This is a genomic window from Streptomyces sp. YIM 130001, assembly GCF_003574445.1.
Taxonomy (GTDB): domain Bacteria; phylum Actinomycetota; class Actinomycetes; order Streptomycetales; family Streptomycetaceae; genus Streptomyces.
Window position 1 is genome coordinate 43475 of the sequence record NZ_KZ984556.1, and the last position, 23124, is coordinate 66598.

A 23124-nucleotide genomic window follows, 5' to 3' on the forward strand; every position below is an offset into this window, starting at 1 on the left:
CGCCGCACGCTAGGGGTCCCGGATGAGAGGTTCCTTAACGCACCGAATCCGGCTCCCCGGCCACCTCCGCAGCGGCCCTTTCAGGCCCGCCCGCACCCGTGTCCGTACGCCCGTCCGCGCCGCGACCGCCGGGCACCCGGGCCCCCTCCCCGGGCAGCCCGTCCCCCCCCCACCGTCCGAGCCCCCGGCACCTCCGCCGCAGGACGGCACTCCGGCGGCTCGATGCTGATCCGCGGGAGCAGCCGGTCGACGGACCGGGGCAGCCACCAGTTGGCGCTGCCCAGCATGTGCATCAACGCCGGTACCAGCAGGGTCCGCAGTACGAAGGCGTCGAGTGCGACCGCGGCCGCGAGCGCGATGCCGAACATCGCGATCACCCGGTCCCCGCTCAGCACGAAGGCGAGGAACACCGAAATCATGATGACCGCGGCCGAGTTGATCACGCGGCTGGTCTCGGCGAGGCCGACCCGTACGGCCCGCCGGTTGTCCCCGGTCTCCAGCCACTCCTCGTACATCCGGCTGACCAGGAACACCTGGTAGTCCATGGACAGGCCGAAGAGGACCGACACCATGATCACCGGCAGGAACGGCTCGATCGGTCCCGCTCCCCCGAGGCCGAGCAGCTCGCTGCCCCAGCCCCACTGGAAGACCGCCACCACGACGCCGAACGAGGCGGCGACCGCGGCGATGTTCATCGCGGCCGCCTTCAGCGGGATCCCGACGGAGCGGAACGCGAGGAGAAGCAGCAGACAGCCGAACCCGATCACGATGCCCACGAAGAGCGGCAGTTTCCCGACGATCACCCGCGCGAAGTCGTCGTTGCCCGCGGTGATGCCGCCGACGTGCACGTCGAGTGCACTGCCCCGTTCGGCCGCGGGCAGTACCTCGCCGCGCAGCCGGTCGACCAGGTCGCTGGTCCGTTCCGACTGCGGCGCGGTCTCCGGCACGACGGTGACGTGGCCGATCCGGCCGGTCTCGTCGTACGTCACGCGGGTGACCTCGGCGATCCCGCGCGTGTCGGCGAGTACGGCAGGCAGCCGTTCGAGCGCCGCGCGGTCCTCGGCACCGCCGATCTCTCCGACCAGCGTGAGCGGGCCGTTGATGCCGGGGCCGAAGCCCTCGGCGAGCAGGTCATAAGCCTGTCGACTTGTCGAGGACTGCGGGTTGTTGCCCTGGTCGGACGTGCCGAGGCGGAGGGAGAGGGTGGGCAGGGCGAGCGTGGCCATGACGATCAGGGCGATCGCGGCGAGCAGCTTCGGGCGGCGCTCCACGAAGGCGGACCAGCGGGCGGCGAAACCGGTGGGCGGTTCGGGCTGCGGTCCGTGCTCGGCCAGGCGGCGGCGCTCGCGCCGGGACAGTGCGCGGGTGCCGATGTACGAAAGGAGGGCGGGGAGCAGGCTGACGGACGCGGCGACGGTGAGGACGACGGTCAGACTGGCCGCGATGGCCACCCCGTTGAGGAAGTCCAGGCGGAGTATCAGCATCCCGAGGAGTGCGATACAGACCGTGGCGCCGGCGAAGACCACGGCGCGGCCGGTGGTGGCGACGGAGTTCCGCGCGGCCTCGGGCACTGTCAGGCCGCTCTTCAGCCCTCTGCGGTGCCGGGTCACGATGAACAGCACGTAGTCGATACCGACGCCGAGACCGATCAGCATGCCCAGCATGGGGGCGAAGTCGGCGACGGTCATCAGGTGTCCGAGCAGCACGATGCCGGCGTACGCGGTTCCGACACCGACCAGGGCGGTGGCGATCGGCAGCAGGCTGGCGGCGAGCGATCCGAAGGCGAGGAAGAGCACGACGGCCGCGACCAGTACGCCGACGACCTCGGCGACATGACCGCCCTCGGTGCCGGTCGCGGCGACCGCGGTGCCGCCGAGTTCCACGTCGAGGCCGTCGGTCGCGGCGTCCTGGGCGGTGTCGGCCACGGCGTCGACGTGGGCGGGGTCGAGCGATCCCGCGGGCTCGTCGAAGCCGACGGTGGCGTAGGCGGTGCGGCCTTCGGCGCCGATCTGTCCGGCGCCGGAGGCGTGGTAGGGGCTGGCGACGGATGCGACGCCGGGGAGCCGGGCGATCTTGTCCAGGGCGGTGGTCATGGTCTGCTGGACGGGTGCCGCGTCGACCGTGCCCTGGTCGGTGTGCCAGACGACGGTGACGCTGTCGCCGCCCGCGTCCTCGAAGCCTTCGGCGAGGAGGTCCGCGGCCCGGCCGGCCTCGGTGCCGGGTACGTCGTAGTTGTTCGAGTAGGCGGAACCGGCGACCGCGGCGGCCGCGCTCACGCCGCCGAGGGCGAGCAGCCACAACAGGACGGTGACCAGGCGGTGCCTGACGCACCAACGTGCGAGTGCTGCCACTGAGCTGCTCCCCGGGGTCTGGTTCGTGGATCTTTACCGGGATACGGCCCGCAAAGAAACTCGCGCCCTGTTGTGGTGCGTTGGTGCTGTTGTCCGCCGCTGCGGTTGTACGTCGCAGCGGTCATGCGGCGCGGCGGTGCATCACCGCAGCCGTTGCGAGGCCGTAGCTGTGCGTCACCGCACTCCCCTCTGCGGAACGTACTCTTCCATCGCTAAGCGGGCTTTTGCCCGTTTCGTGTCGTGACTCACAGCGGTGGAACTCAGGTGTACGTGCGGGTTCCGCGTCCCGGCGACCAGCACCGCCCGGCCGCCGGGAGCAGGTCCGGGGCCGGGCGGCGGAAAGCGCATCACCCCGAGACGCTCGGGTGCCCGTCCTCGATGTGCCCCATCAGGCGCCGCCGGAATGCGTCGTCCCCGGACACCGTCACCTCCAGGTCGTACCAGCCGTGCTCGTCGGCGGCGTCGTGGACATGGCTGCGGGAGTCACCGGCCGGGACGGTCACGTCGACGCTGCCGGGCTTCCCGTACGCGAGGACCGCGACCTTGAAGGTGAGGTCCTCGGGGCCGCTGTTGTGCAGCATGAGACGCACTCCACGCGCGCGTGGACCACTTGAACGTCCTCCCTGCGAACGTCCTCCACGCGCGCGTGCGTCGATCCGGGACGAGACCTCGGCCGCCGCGGAGTCCTTGTTCCCGGCGAACTCTCGACGGAATCCGTTCGGCCCGGTGACCGTGCAGCGGTACGCCTCGGAGTCGCCGGCGGTAAGGGGCACATCCCACTGCGCCTCGCCCCTCACATCGAGGTGCTGCGGTGCCGCGAACTCGCCCTCGTACGGGTAGAGCGCGAAGTGCGCGCTGGACGTCCCGTCGTTGCTCACCGTCAGCCGGAGCACGCGCGCGTCACCCTCGCCGGAGAGCCGACCACTGACGTCGGGCCGGTACGGCAGCGGACGCGCGGGCCGCCGGCCCTTCTCCTGCTCCGGCATGCGCTGGTCGGCCGGCGGCTGGGGCTGCCAGCGCTCGGAGAGCGGCGGTACAGCACCGGGCCGCGCCACCTCCGGCTGCGGCTGCCCTCGCTCGAAGTCGAACGCGCCGGTGAGATCGCCGGTGACCGTGCGGCGCCAGGCGCCGATGTTGGGCTCCTCGATGCCGGTCCAGCGCTCCAGGAAGCGGATCACCGAGGTGTGGTCGAAGACCTCGGAAGAGACGTGACCGCCCACCGTCCAGGGCGAGATGACAAGCATCGGCACCCGGATGCCGAGCCCGGTGGGAACGTCCTGCCACCACTCGTCGGTCTCTCCGGCGGGCGGCACGGGCGGCGGCACGTGGTCGAAGAAGCCGTCGTTCTCGTCGTAGTTGAGGAAGACCGCGGTGTGCTTCCAGACCTCGGGGTGCGAGGCGAGCGCGTCCAGAACCTTGTAGACGAGCGTGGCGCTGTGAATCGGCGAGGACGATCCGGGGTGCTCGGAGTCGACGGCTGCGGGCACCAGGTAGGAGACCTCGGGCAGCTCGCCGGAGGCGACGTCCGCGCGGAACGCGTCGGCCAGTGTGCCGGTCGGCACCCGGCGCAGCGCCCGCTCGAAGAGTGAACGTTCCGCCTCCGTCAGCGATTTGACGCCCTCGTCGAGCGTCGCGAGCAGTTTCTCGCGCTCGGCCGCGTCGGCGGCGTCGCGCACGGTGGCGTAGAAGGCCTCCATGTACGTGTGCGGGGTGCCGGCGAGGACCTTGCGGGCGATGGCCTTGAAGGTCGTGTAGAACTCGATCTGGTTGTCGGTGAAGTTGTCCCATTCGGTGTACGTACGCCAGCTGCGGCCCGCCTTCTCCAGACGTTCCGCGTAGGTGCCCCAGGAGTAGCCGGGGTGGGTGCCCTCCTCGTACGCGTCGTTGCCGACGGCGCGGTCGCCGTTCGCCTCGTGGCCGGTCTGCCCGCTCCACAGGTGGTTGCGGTTCGGGCTGGTGGAGGTGTGGATCGACGAGTGGTACGCGTCGCAGACGGTGAACGTGTCGGCGAGCTCGTAGTGCAGGGGTATGTCCTCGCGGGTGTAATACGCCATCGTGGCGGCCGACTTGGCGGTGATCCAGCCGTCCATCCAGCCGTCGTTCCAGGCCTTCGCGCCACCGGACCAGGAGTGGTCGAGCGCGCCGATGTACTGCAGGTCCTTCTGCTGGGCATCGGCCGCGCCGCGTACCGGGAACGGCAGGACGGTGCGCAGCAGGCCCGGTTGCTCGAAGACCGGCTTCCCGCCGGGGAGTTCGACGGCGTTGCGGTCGGAGAAGCCCCGTACGCCGCGCAGAGTCCCGAAGTAGTGGTCGAAGGACCGGTTCTCCTGCATGAGGATCACCACGTGCTTGATGGCACCGAGCCCGCCGGGCGGGGGCTCCGCGGCGAGCGCCGCCTGCAGCGAGGGCGGCAGCAGCGATCCCGCGGTCGCCGCACCGAGTGCGCCGCCGCCGAGCGCGAGAAGCCTTCGCCTCGAGATGTCCTTGGCCACGTGTATTCCTCCCGGGTCCGCGTCCACCGGGCGGATCGGACTTACGGGCCCGGAGTGACGCACGGGACGGTAACGATCACGGGTGCACGGGGGAAGACGGCAGGCTCCATTTTGGGTGAACGAGCCTTACGGGGCGCAGTCCTTACGGGGGCGTAGCCCTTACGGGGCCCAGTACTTACGTGCCCAGTCGCTCCCGGGACCCAGTCCTTCCGGGATCCCCAGCCACCGGGCGGAACGACCGGAGGGGCGGAACGACCGGAGGGGCGGAACGACCGGAGGGGCGGAACGACCGGAGGGGCGGAACGACCGGAGGGGCGGAACGACCGGAGGGGCGGAACGACCGGAGGGGCGGAACGACCGGAGGGGCGGAACCGGCGCACCGGTTCCGCCCCTCCACCGCAAGAGCTAAGCCTCGACCCCGAGCTTGTCGAGGATGAGTTCCTTGACCCGCGCGGCGTCCGCCTGCCCACGCGTCGCCTTCATGACCGCACCGACCAGCGCGCCCGCAGCCGCCACCTTGCCCCCGCGGATCTTGTCCGCGACACCGGGGTTGGCGGCGATCGCCTCGTCGACCGCGGTCGACAGCGCGCCGTCGTCGGAGACGACCTTGAGGCCGCGCTTCTCGACGACGGTGTCCGGGTCGCCCTCGCCGTTCAGGACGGCCTCGATCACCTGGCGGGCCAGCTTGTCGTTCAGCTCACCGCCCGTGACGAGCGCGGTGATCCGGGCCACCTGCACCGGCGTGATGGGCAGCGCCGCGAGGTCCTTGCCCTCCTCGTTGGCCCGGCGGGCCAATTCGCCCATCCACCACTTGCGCGCCGATGCGGCGTCCGCACCGGCCTCGATGGTGGCGGCGATCGGGTCGACCGCGCCGGCGTTGAGGATCGACTGCATGTCGTGCTCGGAGACGCCCCACTCCTCACGGAGCCGGTTACGGCGCACCCGCGGCAACTCCGGCAGGCCGGCCCGCAGTTCCTCGACCCAGGCACGCGACGGCGCGACGGGGACGAGGTCGGGCTCGGGGAAGTACCGGTAGTCCTCGGCCTCCTCCTTGATACGGCCCGAGGTCGTCGAGCCGTCTTCCTCGTGGAAGTGCCGCGTCTCCTGGACGATCGTGCCGCCGGACGAGAGCACCGCGGCGTGCCGCTGGATCTCGAACCGGGCCGCACGCTCCACGGAGCGCAGCGAGTTGACGTTCTTCGTCTCGGAGCGGGTGCCGAACTTCTCCTGGCCGTGCGGCCGCAGCGAGAGGTTCACGTCGCAGCGCATCTGGCCCTGCTCCATGCGCGCCTCGGACACCGCGAGCGCCTTGATGAGCTCGCGCAGTTCGGCGACGTACGCCTTGGCCACCTCGGGTGCACGCTCGCCCGCGCCCTCGATCGGCTTGGTGACGATCTCGATGAGCGGGATTCCGGCGCGGTTGTAGTCGAGCAGCGAGTGGGATGCGCCGTGGATTCGGCCGGTGGCGCCGCCGACGTGCGTCGACTTACCGGTGTCCTCCTCCATGTGGGCGCGCTCGATCTCCACGCGGAAGACCTCGCCGTCCTCCAGCTGGACGTCCAGATAGCCGTTGAAGGCGATCGGCTCGTCGTACTGGGAGGTCTGGAAGTTCTTCGGCATGTCCGGATAGAAGTAGTTCTTCCGGGCGAAGCGGCACCACTCGGCGATCTCGCAGTGGAGCGCGAGACCGATCTTGACGGCGGACTCCACGCCGATCGCGTTGACGACGGGGAGCGCCCCGGGCAGGCCGAGGCAGGTCGGGCAGGTCTGCGAGTTCGACTCGGCGCCGAGCTCGGTCGAACAGCCGCAGAACATCTTGGTCTTGGTGCCGAGCTCGACATGGACCTCTAGGCCCATGACGGGGTCGTACGTCGCGAGGGCGTCCTCGTACGAGACCAGGTCGATGACAGTCACGGTGAAAACTTTCCCTCTCAGCCCAGCAGTACGTCGTCGTCGCCGAGCCGCTTCAGCTCGCGGTAGAGGATGGCCAGGCCGGTCACGATCGCGGCGGCGGAGACGGCGGCGTCGGCCAGCCGCAGCATGTCGTTGTCCTGGCGGGCCATCCTGGCCTGCTTGACGACACTCATGGTGCCGGCCGCGGTGCTGGCCAGTGAGATGTAGACGCCGGTCTTGGACTTCTTGAAGTTCTTGGCCTTCTTTGCCATGGCACTCACAGCGACGGAGCCTCCTCGAGCAGCGGGTGTCCCCACTTTTCCACGAACGCGGCCTCCACGGCAGCGCCGACCTTGTACAGACGGTCGTCCTTCGTGGCGGGGGCGATGATCTGCAGGCCGACCGGCAGTCCGTCCTCCGGCGCGAGGCCGCAGGGCAGGGACATGGCGGCGTTGCCGGCCAGGTTGGTCGGGATGGTGCACAGGTCGGCGAGGTACATGGCCATCGGGTCGTCGGCACGCTCGCCGATCGGGAAGGCCGTCGTGGGCGTGGTGGGCGATACGAGTACGTCCACCTGCTCGAAGGCCTTCTCGAAGTCCTGCGTGATCAGGGTGCGCACCTTCTGGGCGCTGCCGTAGTACGCGTCGTAGTAGCCGGAGCTCAGCGCGTAGGTGCCGAGCATGATGCGGCGCTTGACCTCGTCGCCGAAGCCGTCCTCGCGGGTGAGGGCGGTGACGTCCTCGGCCGAGCGGGTGCCGTCGTCGCCGACCCGGAGGCCGTAGCGCATGGCGTCGAACCGGGCCAGGTTGGAGGAGCACTCCGAGGGCGCGATCAGGTAGTACGCGGCGAGCGCCTTGTCGAAGGACGGGCAGGAGATCTCGACGACCTCCGCGCCCAGCTCCTCGAGTACCGCCACGGCCTCGTTGAAGCGCTGCACGACGCCGGCCTGGTAGCCCTCGCCGGCGAACTCCTTGACGACGCCGACGCGCATGCCCGCGACCGAGCCGTTGCGCGCGGCGTCGACGACCGCCGGGACCGGGGCGTCGATCGAGGTCGAGTCGAGCGGGTCGTGTCCGGCGATCGCCTCGTGCAGGAGGGCCGCGTCAAGCACGGTCCTGGCGCAGGGGCCGCCCTGGTCGAGGGAGCTGGAGAAGGCGACCATGCCGTAGCGCGAGACCCCGCCGTAGGTCGGCTTGACGCCGACCGTGCCGGTGACGGCGGCGGGCTGCCGGATGGAGCCGCCGGTGTCGGTGCCGATCGCGAGCGGTGCCTGGTACGAGGCGAGCGAGGCGCTGGAGCCGCCGCCGGAGCCGCCGGGGATCCGGGTGAGGTCCCAGGGGTTTCCGGTCGGTCCGTACGCGCTGTTCTCGGTCGAGGACCCCATGGCGAACTCGTCCATGTTGGTCTTGCCGAGGATGACCACGTCGGCGGCCTTGAGGCGCTGGGTGACGGTGGCGTCGTACGGCGGGATCCAGCCTTCAAGGATCTTGGAGCCGACCGTGGTCGGGATGCCCTCGGTGGTGAAGATGTCCTTCAGGGCGAGCGGGACGCCGGCCAGCGGGCCGAGTTCCTCGCCGCGCTCGCGCTTGGCGTCGACGGCACGGGCCTGGGCGAGCGCGCCCTCGCGGTCGACGTGCAGGAAGGCGTGGACCTTCTCGTCGACGGCCTCGATACGGGCGAGGTGCGCCTCGGTGACCTCGACGGCGGTGAGCTCGCCGGCCGCGATCTTCGTGGCGATCTCGGCGGCGGTGAGCTTGATGATGCTGTCCGTCATGGTGATCAGTCCTCCCCCAGGATCTGCGGGACCTTGAACTTCTGCTGCTCCTGGGCGGGAGCGCCGGAGAGCGCCTGCTCGGGGCTGAGCGACGGCCGCACCTCGTCCGGGCGCATGACGTTCGTCAGCGGCAGCGGGTGGGACGTGGGCGGTACGTCTTGGTCGGCGACCTCGGATACGCGGGCGACGGCGCCGATGATGTCGTCGAGCTGTCCCGCGAAGTGGTCGAGCTCCTCGTCCTTCAGCTCCAGACGTGCGAGGTGGGCGAGGTGGGCGACCTCCTCACGCGTGATGCCAGGCATGCGGATCCTCACTGGGGTGACTTCTGGGCTTGTTTCGGTTGCCCCAATCCTATGGGGCTTGGGCCCGTGCCATGTCCCTCGGGCCGGGGGGTGATATGTCCGGGCTCCGGTCTTGGATCTGTCCAGGCCACGGCCTGGCGGCCTTGTCCTCAATCGCCGGACGGGCTTTGTTTTGCCGGACGGGTCGGTGTGTGCGGCCTGGGGAACAACAAGTTGGTCCGGCTCAGGAACACAAGTTGCTCCGACTCGGGAACAACAAGCTGGTCCCGCTCAGGAACACAAACTGCCCCGACTCGGGAACAACAAGCTGGTCCCGCTCAGGAACACAAACTGCCCCTGCCGGGGAAAATCGGGTTGCTCAGGCTCGGGAAAATCGAGTTGCTCAGGCGACCGGGGAGTTCAAGCCTGAGTTCAAGCCCTCCGACAGTTCAAGCGCTCCGACGCTTCGAGCCCCCGGTGGTTCAAGCCCCTCCGGCGATTGAGGAGCGGGGACCGGGGCGGAGCCCTGTGTCGTGGAGGTCTGTGGTGTGGGGCTCTGGGGCGTTCGCGTTCGCGTCCGCGGGTGCCGGCTGTGGGGAGGAGGGCTCCTCGGGGGCCTCCTCCGTGTCGGCCGGGGCCGTGGAGGTGGATTCCACTCCCGCAGCGGCCGCCGCCGCAGCCGCGGCGAGCAGTTCTGCCGGGCGCTGCCAGCCGCGCGATCCGCGCGCCCTGAGCCACGCGGTCGTCTCGTCCGGCGGCATCGCGGCGGCGACCAGCCAGCCCTGCACCGCGTCGCAGCCGAGATCCCGCAGCCGCTCCCAGGTCTCGTCGTCCTCGACGCCCTCGGCCACGACCAGGAGTCCGAGGGAATGTGCGAGGTCGACGGTGCAACGGACGATCTCCGCGTCCTCGTTGTCCACCGCGAGGCGGGCGACGAACGAACGGTCGATCTTGAGCTCGCTGACCGGCAGCCGTCGCAGGTGAACGAGCGAGGAGTACCCCGTACCGAAGTCGTCGAGAGACATCTTGACGCCGTGGCCGGTGAGCGCGGCGAGGGTGTCCGCGGCGCGCTGCGGGTCCTCGAGCAGGACGTGCTCGGTGATCTCCAGCTGGAGCGCGCCCGCCGGTACGCCGTGCCGGGCGAGCCGCGCGGCGACCGCGCCCGCGAAGCCGGGGCTGTGGACGTCACGCGGTGAGACGTTCACCGCGACCGGCACGTTCAGCCCCTTGGCCTGCCAGATCGCGACCTGGGCGAGGGCCGTCTCCAGGACGTACTCGGTCAGGTGCGGCATCAGGCCGGAGGACTCGGCGATGGCGATGAACTCGTCCGGCGGGACCTTGCCGCGCTCCGGATGCACCCAGCGCACCAGCGCCTCGAGCCCGGCCACCTGGCCGTCGAAGCGGACCTTGGGCTGGTAGTGCAGTTCGACCTCTCCGGCGTCGAGGGCACGGCGCAGGTCGCCGAGGAGCCCGAGCCGGTCGGGGGTGTTGGAGTCGCGCTTCGACTCGTAGACCTCGACGCCGGTGCGGTCCCGCTTGGCCTGGTACATCGCGACGTCGGCCCGGCGCAGCAGTCCCTCGACGTCGAGCGCGTGGTCCGGATAGACGGCGAGACCGGCGCTGGCCTCCAGGACCAGGGTCAGGCCGTCCAGGTCGAGCGGGGAGCTGAGCTCGGCGGCGAGGGTGCGGGCCAGGCGCTTGGCACTGGTGGCCGAGTCGCAGGCGGGCAGCAGCACCGCGAACTCGTCGCCGCCGAGCCGCGCTGCCTCCGCGCCCTTCGGCAGCGCCCGGCGCAGCCGGTCGGCGATCTGCAACAGGAGCCGGTCACCGGCGAGATGACCGAGTGTGTCGTTCACCGAACGGAACCGGTCGAGGTCGATCAGGACGAGTGCGGAACGCGCCCCGGCCTGCTCGGCGTCGTCCAGGGCCGTCCAGGCGCGCTCCAGGAGCCACTGACGGTTGGGCAGTCCGGTGAGCGGGTCGCGCAGTTGCTCCTCGGCCCGCACCCGGGCGATCCAGAGCGTGGAGTCGAGTGCGATGAGCGGTACGGCGAAGAGCGGGAGCAGCACCGGAAGCGCGACCGCGACCACGCAGATCAGCGGAGCGATACCGAGCAGCGCGGCGCAGACGAGAGCCTGCCGGACGAGCGCGGTACGGGCCGCGGTGGGCAGGCCGACCGGGTGCGGAGCGTGCGCGTACCAGAGCAGGAGCCGGGTGGTCACCAGGTAGGCGGCGGCGACCAGGGCGATCTCGGGAGCGCTCCAGAGCGTCCAGTCGGCCGGCGGCCACGGGTTCTCGACGGAGGGGGTCTGACCGAAGGCGGCGAGTACGAGCGCGCCCGTACCGATGCCGACGATGTCGACGGATCCGTGCAGGATGCCCTGCCACCAGCGATTACGCCGGGCTGCTGCGACCAGGACGACGACGGTGAGACTGACCATGGCCGCGGTCGCCCAGCCGTAGAGCAGCAGGACCGCGAGGGTGAGGGCCGCGCCGGATCCGGTGCCGCCCCACCATCGGCCGCGTCCCAGAGCGACCAGGTGACCGACGATGACGCCGGTCAGCGCGGCCAGCGACCAGCCCACCGTCGAACCGGGGAACAGCGCGTGCTCCCCGATGAACGCCCGGACGACGCCCACGGCGAGCAGGGCGCTGGCCGCGGCCACGACGGCGCCGGGCAGGGCGCGCAGCACGACGCGGCGCAGCCGAACTCCCGTGTCGGCGCTCTCGGTCGGTCCCATTCCCGTCCCTCTCACGGCCGGCCGCCCCTGCCTGGTGGGCCGAGCCGGAAGTCACCCGTGCGCAGTCCACGACCACCCCGCCACCACGCTCCGGTGGAGCGGGACCCGGACCCGTCGAACAACGGGCCCGCGAGGCACAACTGGCGCACCCCTCAACAGTAGGCCGCAGAAGGCCTCCACGGGCAGCGGTCCACCACGGTTGCCCGAATGCGACCCGGCCACCCGTATGCATCTGGTATGCGCCGAACGGGTGGCCTTGAACCGCTACTCCTCGGCCGGCAGGGCCACTTCACGGGCCGCGTCCGGTCCCTGTTCGAGCAGGACGGTGAAGCCCTCCTCGTTGAGTACGGGCACCTTGAGCTGCATGGCCTTGTCGTACTTCGATCCCGGGTTGTCACCGACGACGACGAATCCGGTCTTCTTCGAAACGGATCCGGCGACCTTGGCGCCGAGGGTCTGCAGTGCCTCCTTTGCGCCGTCCCGGGTATGGCCGACAAGCGTCCCTGTCACGACGACGGTCAGCCCGGCGAGGGGCCGCGGCCCCTCGTCGGCCGCGCCTTCCTCCTCCGTCCGCACGCCCGCGGCCCGCCACTTGCGCAGGATCTCGCGGTGCCAGTCCTCCTCGAACCACTGCTTGAGGGAGGCCGCGATCGTCGGCCCGACACCCTCGACGGCCGCGAGTTCGGCCTCCTCGGCCTGCTCGATCCGCTCCAGGGAGCGGAACTCGCGGGCGAGCGCCTCGGCGGCGACCGGACCGACATGGCGGATCGACAGGCCGGTGAGCACGCGTGCGAGGGGCCTTTCCTTGGCCGCCGCGATGTTCTCCAGCATGGCGAGGGTGTTGGTCTTGGCCTCGCCCTTCTGGTTGGCGAAGAAGGTGACGACCTTGTCCTCGCCGGTCTTCGGATCCCGCTTCGGCAGGCCGGTGTCCTGGTCGAGTACGTACGACTTGATGGGCAGGAGCTGCTCGACCGTGAGGTCGAAGAGGTCGCCCTCGTCGCGCAGCGGCGGCTCGGCGGGCTCGAGCGGCTGGGTCAGGGCGGTGGCGGCTACATAGCCGAAGTTCTCGATGTCGAGGCACTTGCGGCCGGCCAGGTAATAGAGGCGCTCGCGCAACTGGGCTGGGCAGGAGCGGGAGTTGGGGCAGCGCAGGTCGATGTCCCCCTCCTTCATCGGCCGCAGCGCGGTACCGCACTCGGGGCACTCGGCCGGCATCACGAACTCCCGCTCGCTGCCGTCCCGCAGGTCCGCGACGGGTCCGAGGATCTCCGGGATGACGTCGCCCGCCTTGCGGAGCACCACCGTGTCACCGATGAACACGCCCTTGGCCTTGACCACGTCCTGGTTGTGCAGGGTGGCGAACTCGACCTCGGATCCGGCCACGGTCACCGGCTCGACCTGGGCGTACGGCGTGACGCGGCCGGTGCGGCCGACGCCGACCTTGATGTCGACCAGCTTGGTGTTGACCTCTTCGGGCGGGTACTTCCAGGCGATCGCCCAGCGCGGGGCCCGCGAGGTGCTGCCGAGCCGGCCCTGCAGCGGGATCTCGTCGAGCTTGACGACGACGCCGTCGATCTCGTGCTCCACCGAGTGCCGGTTCTCGCCGAAGTACGTGATGAAGTCCCTGACGCCCGCGAGGTCGTCCACCACGCGGTTGTGCTTGGCGGTGGGCAGGCCCCACTCGCGCAGCAGGTCGTAGGCGTGCGAGAGGCAGTCGATGTCGAAGCCCTCGCGGGCGCCGATGCCGTGCACGACCATGTGCAGCGGCCGGGTGGCAGTGACGCGCGGGTCCTTCTGGCGCAGTGAACCCGCCGCCGCGTTACGCGGGTTGGCGAAGGGCTTGTCGCCGGACTCCACCAGGCCGGCGTTCAGCTCCTCGAAGGCCTCCATCGGGAAGAAGACCTCGCCCCTGATCTCGACCAGATCGGGGATGCGCTCGCCCTTGAGGCGCTCCGGGATGTCCACGATGGTGCGGACGTTGGGCGTGATGTCCTCGCCCGTGCGGCCGTCGCCGCGGGTGGCTCCGCGAGTCAGCCGGCCGTGCTCGTACGTCAGATTGACCGCGAGGCCGTCGATCTTCAGTTCGCAGAGGAAGTGGTGGTCGCCGGTGCCGACGTCCTTGGCCACGCGGTCGGCCCAGGAGGCGAGTTCCTCGTCGTCGAAGGCGTTGTCCAGGGAGAGCATGCGCTCGCGGTGCTCGACGGAGGTGAACTCCGTCGCGTAGGCGCCCGCGACCTTCTGGGTGGGCGAATCGGGGGTCCTGAGCTCGCCGTACTGCTCCTCGAGCGCCTCGAGGGAACGCAGCAGCCGGTCGAACTCGCCGTCGCTGACGACGGGTTGGTCCTTCACGTAGTACCGGAAGCGGTGCTCCTCGATCTGCTCGGCGAGCTCCGCGTGCTGCTCCCGTACCTGCGCGGGCACCGATGATTGCTGTGCGTCCTTGTCGCCGGCCACGTCTTTACGTCCTCCCGTTACTCAGGGTTGTCCGCGAGCGATCTCGCCGCCCGGACGCACTGGGCAAGTGCCGCGCGGGCGTACCCGGGAGAGGCTCCCGCGAGTCCGCACGACGGCGTGACGACGACCGACTCCGCGAGGGAGTCCGGAGCCAGCCCCAGCCTGCGCCACAGCGTCCTGACACCACTGACGTTACTGGCCGGGTCTGACAATGGGGCGTCCAGCGACGGCACGACGCCGGCGAACAGCACGGTGCCCGCCTCGACGGCCTCCCCGACCGTGTCCTCGTCACGCTCGGTGAGCAGTGCGGCATCGAAGGACACTCCGGATACACCGGCCCGACGCAGCAGGGCGAACGGCACATCGGGGGCGCAGGAATGGACCACCGACGCCCCGTCGTGCACGGCGAGCACCTCGCGCAGCCCGTCCTCGGCGACCTGCCGGTCCACCGTGCGATGCGTCCGGTAACCGCTGGCCGTCCTCACCTGACCGCGCAGCACCGCGGTCAAAGACGGCTCGTCGAGCTGCAGGACCACGTCGGCGCCCGGCACTCTGCGGGCGACTTCGGCGAGGTGGTCGCGCAAACCTTCGGCGAGCGAGGCGGTGAGGTCGCGGCAGGCTCCCGGGTCGCCGAGTACCGCCTCGCCGCCGCGGAGTTCGAGCGCCGCGGCGAGCGTCCAGGGGCCGACGGCCTGCACCTTGAGCGGCCCCCGGTAGCCCTGGGTGAACTCCTCCAGGGCGTCCAGGTCCTCGCCGAGGTACGAGCGGGCACGCCGTGTGTCGCGGCCGGGGCGGTCGCTGATGCGCCAGCCGCTGGGCTCCACGTGCGCGTACATCTCGACGAGCAGGCCGATGGTGCGCCCGATCATGTCGGCGCCCGGGCCGCGCGCGGGCAGTTCGGGCAGGTGCGGGAAGGCCTCGAAGGAGCCGGTGACGGTCTTGGCCGCCTCGCGGGCGTCGGTGCCGGGCATCGAGCCGATGCCGGTCGCGGGTCCGAGGGTCACCGGGCACGCCGTCCGGGCCGCACCGTCAGGTCGTGGACGGCGGCGTCGCGCGGCAGGTCGAGGGCGCTGAGGACCGTCGTCGCCACCGACTCCGGGTCGATCCAGGCGGCGGCGTCGTACTCCTTGCCCTCCTGCTGGTGCACCTTGGCCTGCATGGGGCTCGCGGTGCGGCCGGGGTAGACCGAGGTGACCCGGACGCCGGCTCCCTGCTCCTCCTCGCGCAGCGCGTCCGCGAGGGCCTTCAGGCCGTGCTTGGAGGCGGCGTACGCGGACCAGTCGGCGTGCGCGGCGAGTCCGGCGCCCGAGTTGACGAAGATCACCTGGCCCTGGGAGAGCCGGAGTTGGGGCAGCAGGTGCCGGGTGAGCTCGGCCGGAGCGACGAGGTTGACGTCCAGTTGGGCGCGCCAGACCTTCGGGGTCAGATCACCCACGGCGCCGAGGTCGACGATGCCGGCGATGTGCAGCAGGCTGTCGACCCGCTCGGGCATCGGCTGGTGGGAGAACGCCCAGGAGAGGCGCTCCGGTTCGGCCAGGTCGCCGACCAGGGTGCGGGCGCCGGGCAGCGCGGCAGCCAGTTCCTTGGCACGGCCGGCGTCCCGTGCGAGCAGTACGAGCTCGTCTCCGCGCGCGTGCAGACGGCGGGCGACCGCCGCGCCGATACCGGAACCCGCGCCGGTGATCACATGTGTAGCCATGCGCACCATCGTCCCATCAGGCAGCGGTCCCGCACGCACCCGTCACTGCAGGCCGGCGGACTCCTCCAGGTACGCGAGGGCGGCCACCGGCTCCTCGGCGAAGAACACCAGGTCGGTCAGCGGGAGCGGCAGGAAGCCCTCGGCGTCCATCCGCTGGAACTGCTCCTTGAGGCCGTCGTAGAAGCCGGCCGCGTTGAGCAGCACCACGGGCTTGGTGTGGTGGCCGTGCTTCTTGAGCTCCAGGATCTCGGTCGCCTCGTCCAGAGTGCCCGTACCGCCGACCATGATGACGACGGCGTCGGCCTTGTCCAGGAGTACGGCCTTGCGCTCCGCGAGGTCGCGGGTGACCACCATCTCGTCGGCGTCCTGCCGGGCCTTGGCGCCGAGGAACTCGACGGAGACGCCCACGAGGCGTCCGCCCGCCTCCTGCACACCGTCCGCGACGACCTTCATCAGGCCCACGTCGGACCCTCCCCACACCAGGGTGTGGCCGCCCCTGCCGAGAAGCTCGGCGAACTCCCTGGCGGGAGCGGTGTAGCGGTCGTCGAGGTCGGCGGCGGAGAGGAAGACGCAGATGTTCATGGGGGCAACGCTACGACGCTCCGGTACGGGTCCGTGGGGCCGGTGCGGAAAGCGGCCGGATCCGGTCCGGGGGCGAGGAAGAACCGTCGCCTCCGGGGCGCTGTAGAGGTGGGCGGTCGCCGACGCGACCGCGGCTCCCGAGGAGGACAGACACGTGACCGAGGAACACCGCATCACCGTCGAAAGGGGCACCCGCCGCGTCACCGTGACCCGTGACGCGCGCGTGCTCGCCGACAGCTCACGACCGCTGCTGCTGCACGAGACCGGGTACCCGGTGCGCTACTACCTCCCGCCCGAGGACGTCCGCACGGATCTGCTCGCACCGTCCGACACGCACACGTGGTGCCCCTACAAGGGCACCGCGTCCTACTGGTCGCTGCCGGACTCCCCCGACCTGGCCTGGTACTACCCGGACCCCGTTCAGGAAGTGGCGGAGATCCGGGATCACGTGTGCTTCCTCGCCGTGGATGCCGAGGGCCCCGAGGAACCCGCGGCCTCCTGACGTCCCCGGGCTCACTCCAACCCCCTTTCGCAAGAGGCCTGTTCAGGGGCGAGTTTGGCGCGCACCGATGAGTTCTCGGGGGCGGCGGGGTCTGCCACAGCATGGAAGACATCTCCCGGGTGGACTCGCTCGACGGCACCCCCATCGCCTGCGCGCGCACGGGGCACGGACCGGCCGTGGTGATCGTCAGCGGCGCTCTGTGCACGGCGGCCGACGAGTCGGCGATCGCCGCTCGGCTCGCCTCCCACGGGTTCACGGCCGTCACGTACGACCGGCGGGGCCGCGGCGCCAGCGGCGACACCGGCCCGTACGCGGTGGCCAGGGAGGTCGAGGATCTGGCGGCGGTGATCGAGGCGGCGGGCGGTTCCGCCTTCGTGTACGGCACGTCCTCGGGTGCCGCACTCGCCTTCGAGGCGGCCGCCAGCGGTCTGCCGATCACCAGGGTGGCCGGTTACGAACCACCGCTGACCACCGACGAGGACGACACCCCGAGCCGTCTCGCGCACTCCGCACGGGTGCACGCCCTGATCGCGGCCGGCCGGCACGACGACACGGTCGCGCAGTTCGTGTCGGGCACGGGGGTCCCGCCCGAGGTCATCGACGAGATGCGCGGCACCGAGGCCTGGGCGAGCTGGGTGGCACTGGCACCCAGCATCGGCTACGACTTCGCGGTGCTCGGCGACAGCCTGGTGCCGGTCGACCGGCTCTCGCGCATCGAGGTGCCGCTGCTCGTCGTCACGGGCGGTGACACCTTCGGCTGGATGGTCCCGGCGGCACGCCTGGTGGCCGAGTCGGCGCCGTTCGGCGAGCACCGGCTGCTCGCGGGCCAGACGCATGTGGTCTCGCCCGAAGTGCTTGTCCCGGTCCTCGCGGAGTTCTACGCGGCGACCTGACCCTCGCGGGAGGGGTGCGGGCGGTCACGCGAAATGGCCCTCCCGCGTGGGAGGGCCATTTTCTGTCCGGTGGCCGGTCACCCCCGGCTGAGCGGCTACGCGGCAGCAGCCGTCCGGCTCGTCGCGGCGATCGTCGCGGAGCCGACGACGCGGGTGCCGTCGTAGAGGACGACCGCCTGGCCGGGTGCCACGCCCCGCACCGGCTCCGTGAAGCTGACCCGCAGCTCGTCGTCGACGAACTCGGCCGTCACCGGCGTCTCGTCGCCGTGCGCCCTCAGCTGTGCGGTGTAGGCGGCGGGGCCGGAAGGTGCCGTACCGCACCAGCGCGGCTTGACCGCGGTCAGCGCGGTGACGTCGAGGGCCTCGAGCGGGCCGACCGTCACGGTGTTGTCCACCGGCGAGATGTCCAGGACGTAGCGGGGCTTGCCGTCCGGCGCCGGGGTGCCGATGCGCAGGCCCTTGCGCTGGCCGATGGTGAAACCGTACGCGCCCTCGTGAGTGCCGAGCCGGTCGCCCGCCTCGTCGACGATGTCGCCCTCGGCGCGGCCGAGGCGGGACGTGAGGAAGCCCTGGGTGTCGCCGTCGGCGATGAAGCAGATGTCGTGGCTGTCGGGCTTCTTGGCGACGGCGAGGCCGCGGCGTTCGGCTTCCGCGCGGATCTCGTCCTTGGTGGTGACGGTGTCGCCGAGCGGGAACAGCGCGTGGGCGAGCTGGCGCTCGTCCAGCACGCCGAGGACGTAGCTCTGGTCCTTGGCCATGTCGGAGGCGCGGTGCAGCTCCCTGCTGCCGTCGGCGTCGAGGGCCACGCGCGCGTAGTGCCCGGTGCACACGGCGTCGAAGCCGAGGGCGAGGGCCTTGTCCAGGAGGGCGGCGAACTTGATCTTCTCGTTGCACCGCAGGCAGGGGTTGGGCGTGCGTCCGGCCTCGTACTCGGCGACGAAGTCCTCCACCACGTCCTCGCGGAAACGCTCGGCGAGATCCCACACGTAGAACGGGATGCCGATGACGTCGGCCGCCCGGCGGGCGTCGCGGGAGTCCTCCACGGTGCAGCAGCCGCGGGCGCCGGTCCTGAAGGACTGCGGGTTCGCGGAGAGCGCGAGGTGCACTCCGGTCACGTCGTGGCCGGCTTCGGCGGCACGGGCGGCCGCGACGGCGGAGTCGACCCCTCCGGACATGGCGGCGAGTACACGGAGGCGGCGCGGGGGCGTGGCATCAGCAGTCATAACTTCTCCAGAGTAGTCGGAACCATCCACTGCCCTTCGAGCGTTTTCGGTGTCTGTGGGCCCGCCGGGCGTCGCAGGGCACGGGGAGAGGTGGCAGGTCCATGGCCGAAGAGGGCATCAGCCGTCGGAAGCTGCTGATCGCAGGCGGTGCGACGGTCGTCGTCGGCACGGCGGCGCTGGCGTACCGGGAGGAGCTGTCCCGGCTCTGGTGGCAGGTCCCCGGCGTCGACAGGCAGCGCACGGACGGTGAGGTGGACCAGCCGGGCGCCGAGTGGATCGCGGCCTCCCGCTCCAACCTCCGGTACGCGGACCGCCCCGACGACTACCGGATCGACCGCATCGTCGTGCACGTCACGGAAGGCAGTTTCGACACGGCCGTACGGGTGTTCCGGGACCCGATGCACGCGGCCGCCGCGCACTACGTGATCCGCGCGAAGGACGGCCATGTCACGCAGATGGCCCGCGAGTTGGACGTCGCCTACCACGCGGGAAACCGGGAGTACAACGAACGCAGCATCGGCATCGAGCACGAGGGCTTCGTCGACAGGCCGTCGTCGTTCACCAAGGTCATGTACGAGTCGTCGGCCCGCCTCGCCGCGGACATCTGCGCGCGCTACGAGATACCGGTGGACCGCAAGCACATCATCGGCCACGACGAGGTGCCCCGCGCCACCCACACCGACCCGGGCCGCCACTGGGACTGGGACCGCTACATGAAGCTGGTCCGGGCGGCGGCGGAGAAGCAGAAGGCCTGAGGACGGGGAGGGCCGGCAGCGTCACCGTCAGTCGGTGATGGAGGCCCGGAAGCGGTACCGGTCGCCGCGGTAGATGGCGACGGTGAGCTCCAGGGGGCGCGCGTCCTGGTTGTACGCCAGCTGCGTGGCCACCAGGACAGGGGTGACGTCGGCGATCTCCAGGAGTTCCCGCTCCTCGGCGTTCGGCTGCCGGGCCTCGACCGAGTAGTCGGCGACGCGCGGGAACTGTCCAGGGGTCGCCGTGCGCAGGGTGGCGTACAGCGAGGCCGTCGTGAAATCGGTCTCGGCGAGCCGTGGGCACAGCGAGAGGGGCAGCCTGTTGTGCTCGACGACCACGACCAGATCGTCGAGATAGCGCAGTCGCCGCATCTCGAAGAGGTCCGCGCCCGGCGCGACACGGAGCTCCTCGGCCTCCTGGACGGTCGCCGCGCGCACCGCCGAATCCAGTACGCGACTGCGGGCGGCCAGGCCGTGACGCAGTGCGTAGTCGGCGAATCCCTGCACGGAACGGCCGCTCGGGGCCGACGAGTTCACGCCCTCGGGGCCGATCACCGCTTCCGCGTCGCCTGCACTCGCGCCTGCACCCGTACGCGTACTCGTACTCGTACTCGTACTCGTACTCGTACTCGTACTCGCCAGGAACCATCCGCGAGCCGGCGACGATTCGATGACTCCGCGGTCGGCGAGTTCCGCGAGAGCCGAGCGCATCGTGACGCGTGAGACGGCGTAGCGGGAGGCCAGGACGCGCTCGGAGGGGAGCCGGTCTCCGGCGCGGGCGCCACCGGCGGTGATGTCGTCCATCAGGCGCGCGGCGATCCGGGCGTACAGCGGGAGCGCGTCGGGATCGAGAAGGCCGCGCGGAAGCGGCGACTCAGAAGGCATACCAGTAACGTACCAGATGGGGTTCATTGACGGCCAGAATTAGTACCAGTATGGTCCGGCACAGGCCACGGGGACTCGAACCGGGCACCGCACACACCTATTTATCAGCACAGAAGCGGAGCGAAGATGGCCGGCCCAGGGGGTCAACTGGTATGAGACCAGAGTTCCGGAACATCGGCCGGCACCACCGCAGCCCGCTCCGCCCACCCGCTCGTTGTGGAGACGACGATCCGCATCGGCCGGGTCCGCGATGCCCCGCCCGTCCACGACCGCACCCGCACCCCCTGATCAAGGAGTCCGCGTGACCGCCCCACTCAGCCCAGCCCTCGTGAGCGTCCCCGGTGCGGAGCACACCTCGCGGGAGATCGCCCAGCAGCCCGAGGCGTGGAGCCGGGTCGACCGGATCGTCGCGGAGGCCCGCCCGGAGCTCGGCTCCTTCCTCGAGCCGCTGCTCGCCGAACCCCGCCTGCGTATCGTCCTGACGGGCGCCGGAACCTCCGCCTACGCCGGGGAGATCCTGCGCACAGCACTCGCGGCACACACCGGGCGGCGGGTGGACGCGATCGCCACCACCGACATCGTCGCCGACCCGCTGGGCAGCTTCGCGGACGATCTGCCGACCCTGCTGGTGTCCTTCGCACGGTCCGGCAACAGCCCGGAGAGCACGGCGGCCGCCGCGAACGCCACGGACCTGCTCGGCAGTTGCGCCCACCTGATCGTCACCTGCAACGCCGACGGGGATCTGGCGCGCCTGCACCGGGACCGTTCCGACTCCCACGTCCTGCTCATGCCGGCCGAGGCGGAGGACGCCGGATTCGCCATGACGTCCAGCCTCACCTGCATGCTTCTCGCCGTCCTGCTCGCCTTCGGGCAGCGGCCCGCGGGCAGTGTGCTCCCGCTGGCCGACGCGGCGCGGGCCGTGGTCGAGGGTGAACTCGGCGCCCGGGTCGACGACTTCGCGGCCGGCGTGCCGGAACGGGTCGTGTACCTGGGCAGCGGCTCCCTCAAGGCGCTGGCCGGGGAGTCGGCCCTCAAGCTCCTCGAGCTGACCGGAGGCGCGGTGGTGTCCTGGGCCGACTCCTCGCTCGGCTTCCGGCACGGCCCCAAGGCCTTCCTCACCGACCGCACGTCGGTCGTCGTCTACGTCTCCAACGACCCCTACACCCGCCAGTACGACCTGGACATCCTCGAGGAGATGCAGTCCGCACTGCCCCCCGGTCGCGTGGTGGCCGTGGCGGGGCGCCCGGACGGGCTGCCCGCCGAACTCACCTGGCTGCTCCCGGGGTTGGACGACACCGATGACGTCGCGCTCGCCCTGCCGGCCGTGGTGTGCGCCCAGCGCATCGCCCTGCGCGCATCGCTCCACCGCGGCATCCGCCCCGACAACCCCTTCCCGGACGGCGAGGTCAACCGCGTGGTGCAGGGAGTCACCGTGTATCCCCTGCCGGCCCGCTGACAGCCGCCGCCGACCGGCCCGAGACCGGAAACGACCCAGAACGGACGGGACACCATGGCTGACGCATCGGACGCCGTGCCCACCACACCCGATCACCGACCCGCCGCCCCGCACGTGATGTTCCTCGGCGTGGACGGCGGCGGCACCAAGACGGCCTTCTGTCTGATCGACGCCTCCGGAGAAGTACGCGCCGAGGCCACCGGCCCCGGCATCTCTCCGGCAAACGAGGCGGGCGCCGACGGTTCGTACGGCACGCTCCCGGTGCTCTCCGACGGGGTCGCGCGGGTGTGCGCGGACGCCGGCATCACCGGTGCGGACGTCGCCCACGCGTTCTTCGGCCTGCCCGCGCACGGGGAGTCGCCGGCTCTGACCGCTGCTCTCGACGCCGTGCCCGGCACGCTCCTCGGCCACGACCGGTACGCCGTCGGCAACGACATGGTCTGTGCCTGGGCGGGCTCACTGGGCCTGACCGCGGGGATCAACGTCGTCAGCGGCACCGGCTCCATCGCCTACGGCGAGCGGGCCGGCGTCCCGGCCCGCTCGGGGGGCTGGGGCGAGCTGTTCGGGGACGAGGGATCGGCCTACTGGATCGCGGTGCAAGGGCTCAACGCGTTCACGCGCATGAGCGACGGGCGGCTCAATCCCGGACCGCTGGCCGAGATCCTGCGCCGCCGGCTCGGCCTCGGCACCGACCTCGACGTCGTGGGCCGGGTGCTGTACGGCGGCCTCGGCCGCGACGGTGTCGCCGCCCTGAGCCGCCCGGTCGACGAGGCCGCGGAGCTGGGCGACACGGCCGCGCAGGCCATCCTCCTCCGGGCCGGCCAGGAGCTCGCGCTGCTTGCCGACACCACCCGCAGACGGCTCGGCTTCCCCGCCACGGAGCAGGTCCCCGTCTCGTACTCGGGCGGGGTCTTCGGCGCACGTCGGGTAGTTGACGCCTTCCAGGCCGAACTGCGCCGCAGCGACGCGTACTTCGACGTGAGACCGCCGCTGTACGAGCCGGTGATCGGCGCCGCCCTGCACGCGGCCTCGTTGGCGGGGACACCCCTCACGCGTACCGCGCGCCTGGCTCTCGGCTCCCGCCAGAGCTAGGTCGTGTCCGCCGCACGGTGCCGTACCGGCACCCGAACTCGGCCCGCCGCCACC

The 23124-nt window shown here is 71.1% G+C and carries 18 protein-coding genes; 5 read left to right on the forward strand and 13 right to left on the reverse strand.

Annotation, left to right across the window (positions count from 1 at the left end; all coding sequences use genetic code 11):
* Positions 1 to 80: 80 nt before the first annotated feature.
* From DSC45_RS17460 to DSC45_RS17510, 11 genes are all read right to left on the reverse strand, one after another.
* The gene (locus tag DSC45_RS17460; protein WP_119291961.1) at positions 81 to 2351 is read right to left on the reverse strand and encodes an MMPL family transporter; all 2271 of its coding nucleotides are present in this window, start codon (positions 2349 to 2351) and stop codon (positions 81 to 83) included.
* A gap of 347 nt (positions 2352 to 2698) precedes the next feature.
* Positions 2699 to 4843, reverse strand: a complete 2145-nt coding sequence (locus tag DSC45_RS17465; RefSeq protein ID WP_119291963.1) for a phosphocholine-specific phospholipase C — start codon at positions 4841 to 4843, stop codon at positions 2699 to 2701.
* Positions 4844 to 5248: 405 nt separating this feature from the next.
* Entirely contained in the window at positions 5249 to 6757 is a 1509-nt protein-coding gene (gene gatB, locus DSC45_RS17470) for an Asp-tRNA(Asn)/Glu-tRNA(Gln) amidotransferase subunit GatB (RefSeq protein ID WP_119291965.1), read from the reverse strand.
* Positions 6758 to 6774: 17 nt separating this feature from the next.
* A complete protein-coding gene (locus tag DSC45_RS17475) occupies positions 6775 to 7008 on the reverse strand; it encodes a hypothetical protein (protein WP_119291966.1) in 234 nt (77 codons plus the stop codon).
* 5 nt (positions 7009 to 7013) lie between these two features.
* Positions 7014 to 8510, reverse strand: a complete 1497-nt coding sequence (gene gatA, locus DSC45_RS17480; RefSeq protein ID WP_119291968.1) for an Asp-tRNA(Asn)/Glu-tRNA(Gln) amidotransferase subunit GatA — start codon at positions 8508 to 8510, stop codon at positions 7014 to 7016.
* 5 nt (positions 8511 to 8515) lie between these two features.
* A complete protein-coding gene (gatC, locus tag DSC45_RS17485) occupies positions 8516 to 8812 on the reverse strand; it encodes an Asp-tRNA(Asn)/Glu-tRNA(Gln) amidotransferase subunit GatC (protein WP_119291969.1) in 297 nt (98 codons plus the stop codon).
* A 461-nt stretch (positions 8813 to 9273) separates the two neighbouring features.
* Complete coding sequence (locus DSC45_RS17490; protein ID WP_205571362.1) at positions 9274 to 11532, reverse strand: putative bifunctional diguanylate cyclase/phosphodiesterase; 2259 nt, start codon at positions 11530 to 11532, stop codon at positions 9274 to 9276.
* Positions 11533 to 11796: 264 nt separating this feature from the next.
* Complete coding sequence (gene ligA, locus DSC45_RS17495; protein WP_119291971.1) at positions 11797 to 13986, reverse strand: NAD-dependent DNA ligase LigA; 2190 nt, start codon at positions 13984 to 13986, stop codon at positions 11797 to 11799.
* 17 nt (positions 13987 to 14003) lie between these two features.
* Positions 14004 to 14990, reverse strand: coding sequence for a methionine synthase (locus tag DSC45_RS17500; protein WP_276145464.1), 987 nt, complete (start codon positions 14988 to 14990; stop codon positions 14004 to 14006).
* On the reverse strand, positions 14987 to 15694 hold the full coding sequence (locus tag DSC45_RS17505; protein WP_119291973.1) for an SDR family oxidoreductase: 708 nt from the start codon (positions 15692 to 15694) through the stop codon (positions 14987 to 14989). The genes DSC45_RS17500 and DSC45_RS17505 overlap by 4 nt, the downstream gene beginning before the upstream one ends.
* 33 nt (positions 15695 to 15727) lie before the next feature.
* Positions 15728 to 16267: an LOG family protein gene (locus DSC45_RS17510; RefSeq protein ID WP_119291975.1), complete on the reverse strand. Its 540-nt coding sequence runs from the start codon at positions 16265 to 16267 to the stop codon at positions 15728 to 15730.
* 154 nt (positions 16268 to 16421) lie between these two features.
* On the opposite strand from DSC45_RS17510, the gene DSC45_RS17515 reads away from it, so the two are divergent.
* Positions 16422 to 16769 (forward strand): DUF427 domain-containing protein, encoded by a 348-nt coding sequence (locus tag DSC45_RS17515; RefSeq protein WP_119291976.1) that lies wholly within the window; start codon positions 16422 to 16424, stop codon positions 16767 to 16769.
* Positions 16770 to 16870: 101 nt separating this feature from the next.
* On the forward strand, positions 16871 to 17662 hold the full coding sequence (locus tag DSC45_RS17520) for an alpha/beta fold hydrolase (protein WP_119291977.1): 792 nt from the start codon (positions 16871 to 16873) through the stop codon (positions 17660 to 17662).
* A gap of 95 nt (positions 17663 to 17757) precedes the next feature.
* Here DSC45_RS17520 and mnmA read toward each other — a convergent pair whose 3' ends face one another.
* Positions 17758 to 18885 carry a tRNA 2-thiouridine(34) synthase MnmA gene (mnmA, locus tag DSC45_RS17525; protein WP_119291978.1) on the reverse strand — a complete coding sequence of 376 codons (1128 nt, stop codon included), beginning with the start codon at positions 18883 to 18885 and terminating at the stop codon, positions 17758 to 17760.
* 101 nt (positions 18886 to 18986) lie between these two features.
* Here mnmA and DSC45_RS17530 point away from each other — a divergent pair, with 101 nt between their 5' ends.
* Positions 18987 to 19640 carry an N-acetylmuramoyl-L-alanine amidase gene (locus DSC45_RS17530; protein ID WP_205571363.1) on the forward strand — a complete coding sequence of 218 codons (654 nt, stop codon included), beginning with the start codon at positions 18987 to 18989 and terminating at the stop codon, positions 19638 to 19640.
* Positions 19641 to 19667: 27 nt separating this feature from the next.
* Here the strand turns inward: DSC45_RS17530 and DSC45_RS17535 are convergent, their stop codons facing one another.
* The gene (locus DSC45_RS17535; protein WP_119291980.1) at positions 19668 to 20522 is read right to left on the reverse strand and encodes a GntR family transcriptional regulator; all 855 of its coding nucleotides are present in this window, start codon (positions 20520 to 20522) and stop codon (positions 19668 to 19670) included.
* A gap of 301 nt (positions 20523 to 20823) precedes the next feature.
* Here DSC45_RS17535 and DSC45_RS17540 point away from each other — a divergent pair, with 301 nt between their 5' ends.
* On the forward strand, positions 20824 to 21978 hold the full coding sequence (locus tag DSC45_RS17540) for an SIS domain-containing protein (protein ID WP_240434692.1): 1155 nt from the start codon (positions 20824 to 20826) through the stop codon (positions 21976 to 21978).
* 54 nt (positions 21979 to 22032) lie between these two features.
* The gene (locus DSC45_RS17545) at positions 22033 to 23070 is read left to right on the forward strand and encodes an N-acetylglucosamine kinase (RefSeq protein WP_240434693.1); all 1038 of its coding nucleotides are present in this window, start codon (positions 22033 to 22035) and stop codon (positions 23068 to 23070) included.
* Positions 23071 to 23124: the final 54 nt, after the last annotated feature.

What these genes read in the sequence shown, in the direction of transcription:
- DSC45_RS17545 (WP_240434693.1), top strand. Translation starts at nt 22,033, where the DNA reads ATGGCTGACGCATCGGACGCCGTGCCCACCACACCCGATCACCGACCC.
- gatA (WP_119291968.1), bottom strand. Translation starts at nt 8,510, where the DNA reads ATGACGGACAGCATCATCAAGCTCACCGCCGCCGAGATCGCCACGAAG.
- DSC45_RS17530 (WP_205571363.1), top strand. Translation starts at nt 18,987, where the DNA reads ATGGCCGAAGAGGGCATCAGCCGTCGGAAGCTGCTGATCGCAGGCGGT.
- DSC45_RS17520 (WP_119291977.1), top strand. Translation starts at nt 16,871, where the DNA reads ATGGAAGACATCTCCCGGGTGGACTCGCTCGACGGCACCCCCATCGCC.
- DSC45_RS17535 (WP_119291980.1), bottom strand. Translation starts at nt 20,522, where the DNA reads ATGCCTTCTGAGTCGCCGCTTCCGCGCGGCCTTCTCGATCCCGACGCG.
- DSC45_RS17505 (WP_119291973.1), bottom strand. Translation starts at nt 15,694, where the DNA reads ATGGTGCGCATGGCTACACATGTGATCACCGGCGCGGGTTCCGGTATC.
- DSC45_RS17490 (WP_205571362.1), bottom strand. Translation starts at nt 11,532, where the DNA reads ATGGGACCGACCGAGAGCGCCGACACGGGAGTTCGGCTGCGCCGCGTC.
- DSC45_RS17510 (WP_119291975.1), bottom strand. Translation starts at nt 16,267, where the DNA reads ATGAACATCTGCGTCTTCCTCTCCGCCGCCGACCTCGACGACCGCTAC.
- mnmA (WP_119291978.1), bottom strand. Translation starts at nt 18,885, where the DNA reads ATGACTGCTGATGCCACGCCCCCGCGCCGCCTCCGTGTACTCGCCGCC.
- DSC45_RS17475 (WP_119291966.1), bottom strand. Translation starts at nt 7,008, where the DNA reads ATGGCAAAGAAGGCCAAGAACTTCAAGAAGTCCAAGACCGGCGTCTAC.
- gatC (WP_119291969.1), bottom strand. Translation starts at nt 8,812, where the DNA reads ATGCCTGGCATCACGCGTGAGGAGGTCGCCCACCTCGCCCACCTCGCA.